Source organism: Legionella sp., from assembly GCF_965140895.1.
GTDB lineage: Bacteria > Pseudomonadota > Gammaproteobacteria > Legionellales > Legionellaceae > Legionella.
Genome location: NZ_CBCSKT010000053.1, coordinates 1 through 3,995, shown reverse-complemented (window position 1 = coordinate 3,995; position 3,995 = coordinate 1). Strand labels below are relative to the sequence as shown.

The window sequence follows — 3,995 nt, the reverse complement described above, 5'->3', positions numbered from 1 at the left end:
TATTTTGCTCCTCTATAAAATTGCAAAGATAACAGGAGATGAAGAGGCTTTTTAGATGGGGATTTTTACCGCCTTACTTTTGTTGTATGAATAGTCCTGAAAAATCAAGGGCACTCGGAATTTTCTCAAAAAGAACTAGTTGCATTCCTGGCCCTCATGTGCAATTGCTCTCGGGGGCAATAACCCCCTTGCACTATTATTTTGCAGGAAGTCCTACTGAATTTAAATAAAGAATATTATTGTTTTGTTTAAAGGCCTGTAATTCGGGTTCTGATTCAAAAGCCTTTTGCATATACTTCGTGTTAGACAAACCAATGATAAATCTTTTTTTCTCGGTTATGTTTTTTTCTTTTAGATAATTAGATACATATTTCCCGGCATCTTTAAATGAGTTTGAATTAATTAACGCTGTTGCTTCAAGCCATGCTCCTGCACTAAATAAGGTCATCCCATTATCGGCATTTAAATTATCCCTATTATATTTAAATTTTGTTGCATTTAAATAATTTTGAATTTGCTCCCTGGATGATTGTAAAAGATCGCCTGGTCCTTGTTTACTTAATCTGTATACAATAAATTCATTAAATATTTGATCAAGTTCAGAATTATTCTCATTTTCTAATTGGTTAATTATATTGGAGAGAATGATTTTTTCTATTTTCGAAGATTTATTTAGTAACTCCATTTTTAGTTTTAGAGTAGTCTGTGGCGCCAATTTATTTTTTTGGTTATCTAATTTGTCTATAACCTTATTTAGGTTAGATAATGTTTCTTGAGTTGAGGCAAGAGAAATAAAGCTCCTTATAACAATGGCTTTTTCCACAGGAGATAAATCATCATTTATTATCTTTAAATAAAAATTAATCAACAATGTCTTTTCGTTTGGATATTGCTCTAGCATCAAATAGCGTTGATATATATTTTGAAGACTTGAAATCAGTTGTTTTTTTATAGGAAGTTCATCATTATTGTTTAGTTTAAAATAAAGATTAACTAAGTTAGGTACCATATCTGTGGTAGCAATAAAACCAAATTTATCCATTAAAAAGGTTCTTTTAGTTGGATCTACAGTGTTATCCGTTATTAATTTAAAAAAATTATTAATCCCTTCTTGGGTTATATTATTTGACGGTATATCAACAAGTTCAGCAAATTCCTCAGGAGAGATTGCATTTAACTGTATTGCGTCAATGGAATTTATAGATAAACCAGCATTTGATGAAATTACTGGCGTACTGTTTGCGTTTATTCCAATTGAGTATGGACCATCTTCATTGCCCTTAGGGAATGCATTAAATACATATTTAGGTATTGTTGGTTTTGTTATATCCCCTGGAGGATTATAGGTTGGCAATGTATAGAATCCCCAATTAAATGTATAATTAACAAAAGTATCACATCTAAAACGACCGCAATAAGTAGGGCGAGGCTTCGTGCCATTATAACCACCGGTGCTTGGCATATAATCTGCCCATATGGTATAGGTTGCACATCCTAAATCTTTTTGAAAATTAGCTTCTCTAAGTATTCTAAGAGTATTAGAACCTCTATCAGATATTCCATATCTACTTCCCCAATAGGGAGTTATCGTTTTAAATGTAGAAATCAAATTTATTTGAATAATCGGATCAGCATCTTTTAGTACTTCAATTACTTGATATGCATCCTGATCTAAAAAGGGTGCTGTGGTAATACCAACATGGCCGGCCCAACCTGCACCAAATATATTGAGGTCCCGTCCTACAATTTCACCTGGATAAATGGGAAGAGCGCTATGAGCATGCATCGCTAAGAAGCTAATTAAAGAGGCAGGGATTAAACTCTTTTTGATCATTATTATTTCCTTATATAAAAATTGGACGCAGGAAAATAACACAATTCTCGATCAAATAAAATCCAATTTGATTATATACACTTATAGTGCCCGTAAAATAATCATATTATTCACTTAAAATCATATGGTTTTGTAATTATTTCTATAGATAGAACAAATTAATAAATGAGATACCGCAAGCAAACTTATTGCAAATAAATAAGTAGCTATCTCCCCAAGGAAAAAAACATGTATTTTATGTGGTCCGAAACTGGACAATAGCATTGCGAAAAAAGTAACTAGCGAAAAGATTATAGAATAAATTCTATGATTTCTAAGGGCTTGTGCTATTAAAGAAAAGAATGCAGCAAAGATTAAACCATAAAAACTTATGCAATATACAGATAGGGGCCACCACGTTCTATCTATATTATTGTATTGAAATAATAAGTAGATTAGATCAGAGCAAATAAAACTATAAAATATTAAAAACATGTCTCTTTTGAAAATTTGATTACGATTTAATTGGGAGTCACTTTTTTTTATTAAATATGATGAGTTTTTACACCAGAAGCATGTAATGATAATGAGCGGCATTGTGATTATAAAATTTTCAAATGATTTATGTTTCGAAAAATACTCCATTAAGAAAGAAACTGAAACAAACAGAACGCTTATAAATAACGCATAAGCATTGATTTTTAATTTTATTACATGAATAAGTTTCATCATTATCATTTGCGGCTTAGGCCAATACATGTTTTCATATAAGCATATATTATGCTTATATGAAAAGGGTTCTTGGAGCAAAAAAATCTTGTTGGCAATAAAAAGAGCATCAATCAGTCTTTTCCCCTTTAATAGCAATAGCTGTCCCTCATATATGTCTGAGTCTGAACATTATTTACATCGCCCATAATCTTTAAGTAGACATCTGTTTCAAGATCTAGTTTTTAGCCAATATTCTTCTCACAGAAGTTCGATCAATATTTAGTTTTTTTGCAATTTCAGATTTACTTAACCCTTTGTTATATAATTCTTTAACTTCAACAATAAATTTCTTCGTTGTCGCTGGCCGCCCATGACTTTTGCCTTTTTGTCTCGCATGAGCGATGCCTGCTTTGACTCTTTCACGTAAAATTTCGCGTTCAAATTCAGCAAATATTGCAAGTAATCCAGCCATAGCTCTTCCTGTTGCGGTAGTTAAATCTAGGGCTTCGGTTAAAGAGATAAATCCGGCTCCAATGTAATGAACCATCCCACCCACTGAGTTGGCATTTAATAGTAACCAGCTTAGTATTCAAATTGACTGTTTGAAACTGGATGGGAGATTCATAATGAATATTAACGTATTAGGTATAGATATAGCTAAAAATATTTTTCAACTTCATGGTGCTGATAAAAAAGGTAAAAAAATATTAAAAAAACGCATTGAACGAACTCAATTAACGGAATACGTTGCTAATTTGTCCCAATGCACGATTGTCATGGAATCGTGTGGTGGCTCAAATTACTGGGCGCGAGTTTTTCAGAGGCTGGGTCATATCGTTAAGTTAATTAGCCCTCAATTTGTTAAGCCCTTTGTTAAAACAAATAAAAATGATGCCAATGATGCTGAGGCTATGGTTGAAGCATCGAGTCGTCCTGCGATGCATTATGTTCCGGTGAAACAAGTGGAGCAGCAGGATATTCAATCGATACACCGAGTACGAAGTCGATTAGTCAAGAACAGAACAGCCTTAATAAATGAAATCAGGGGATTAAATTTAGAATATGGTATTGCGATGCCTCAAGGAGCAGCAAAGATAAAAAATCTTCTATTGTATGTTATTGATGATGAAGGAAATGAGTTAACCGCGTCATCTCGTGAGTTAATGCGAGAGCTCTATGATGAATTGATTGCCATCGAGGCACGGATTAAGAGAATGGACCAGAAAATAAAATACATCTGCAAAAAAAATGACTCATGTCGCCGCCTTCTAAGTATCCTTGGGATCGGTGAACTCACAGCAACAGCTCTAATAGCTGCGATACCGGATGCTAATGAATTTAAGAATGGCCGCCATATGGCTGCCTGGTTAGGTTTAGTGCCGCGACAATCATCCAGCCTACATTCCGCACCTAATTTAAAAGTTTTTGGCAATTAAGTTTTTTCTGCTTACACCAATATTTAGTCTTAGGC

General features: G+C 33.5%; 3 protein-coding genes. 1 reads left to right on the top strand and 2 read right to left on the bottom strand.

What is annotated here, in order from left to right; all coding sequences use genetic code 11:
* Nucleotides 1-196: 196 nt before the first annotated feature.
* A complete protein-coding gene (locus tag ACQY7T_RS06750; RefSeq protein WP_428412187.1) occupies nucleotides 197-1,834 on the bottom strand; it encodes a hypothetical protein in 1,638 nt (545 codons plus the stop codon).
* 925 nt (nucleotides 1,835-2,759) lie between these two features.
* Nucleotides 2,760-3,071, bottom strand: coding sequence for a recombinase family protein (locus ACQY7T_RS06745; protein ID WP_428412186.1), 312 nt, complete (start codon nucleotides 3,069-3,071; stop codon nucleotides 2,760-2,762).
* Nucleotides 3,072-3,150: 79 nt separating this feature from the next.
* On the opposite strand from ACQY7T_RS06745, the gene ACQY7T_RS06740 reads away from it, so the two are divergent.
* Nucleotides 3,151-3,960 carry an IS110 family transposase gene (locus ACQY7T_RS06740; protein ID WP_428412185.1) on the top strand — a complete coding sequence of 270 codons (810 nt, stop codon included), beginning with the start codon at nucleotides 3,151-3,153 and terminating at the stop codon, nucleotides 3,958-3,960.
* Nucleotides 3,961-3,995 lie beyond the last annotated feature (35 nt).